Here is an 897-nt window from a genome sequence, read left to right as displayed (position 1 = left end):
CCGGCACGGCCGCGTTCACGCGATGCAGATACCACGCCTGGTGCGCGCGGTGAAACGAGCCTGCGCCGATGTGCAGCAGCACGGGCGCGTGGGCGGAGGGCGATTCGCTCATCCGTGTCTCCTGTTCCTGCCTGTCTATCCTGTCGAATTCGATCTTTTGCTCTTTGTGTGAGCGAATGATCGTATTCGGCCGAACGAAAGTCAAGGCGCGGACACGGCATTTCGATGGTGCGCTGCGGCGGCGTGCGGGGCAGGGCGGGCGCGGCGGCGCCGGCGGCAAAAGGTGTTAGCGTCCTTCGCGCGTGAGGGGCGACGAGTTCGTCGAGCACTGTGCTGGCGGGCGCGGTAGAAGGCCATAGCGGCGCCGGCAGGCGGTATGTGCGCAGCGGATGGTGCGGCGCCGCAAGGATAGGGCGCGGCGATCTCGTCGGTGGCGGATCCGTGTCCGAACGTGTACCGCCGCGCGAAGGGGAGGAACTCGCCCGCCCGTCGTCGTGACGCGCGGGCGCATGACGGGCGTTACAGCGTGGTGCGCACGTGCCAGAGTTCGGGGAACAGCACGACGTCGAGCATCTTGCGCAGGTACGGCGCGCCGCTCGTGCCGCCCGTGCCCTGCTTGAAGCCGATGATGCGTTCGACCGTCGTCACGTGACGGAAGCGCCACTGACGGAACGCATCCTCGAGATCGACGAGTTCCTCGGCCATCTCGTACAGCTCCCAGTGCTGCTGCGGATGACGATAGACCTCGAGCCACGCGGCTTCGACCGTCTCGTCGTGCCGCATCGGCTGCGTCCAGTCGCGCTCGAGCCGCTCGGGCGCGATCGGGAACCCGCGCCGCGCGAGCAGGCGCACGACCTCGTCGTAGAACGACGGCGCCTCGAGCGTCGCGCGCACCTG

General features: G+C 68.2%; 1 protein-coding gene. It reads right to left on the bottom strand.

Annotated elements, in window-relative coordinates:
* Nucleotides 1–519 precede the first annotated feature (519 nt).
* Nucleotides 520–897 (bottom strand): tryptophan 2,3-dioxygenase family protein (locus A9Z05_RS37530; protein ID WP_256121842.1); only part of this gene is annotated, 378 nt, incomplete at its 5' end.

Origin of the sequence: Burkholderia sp. A2, from assembly GCF_001729305.1 — a bacterium.
GTDB classification, from domain to species: Bacteria; Pseudomonadota; Gammaproteobacteria; order Burkholderiales; family Burkholderiaceae; genus Burkholderia; species Burkholderia sola.
Note: the sequence above shows the minus strand (reverse complement) of the source record. Positions and strands in the feature narration are given on the sequence as shown.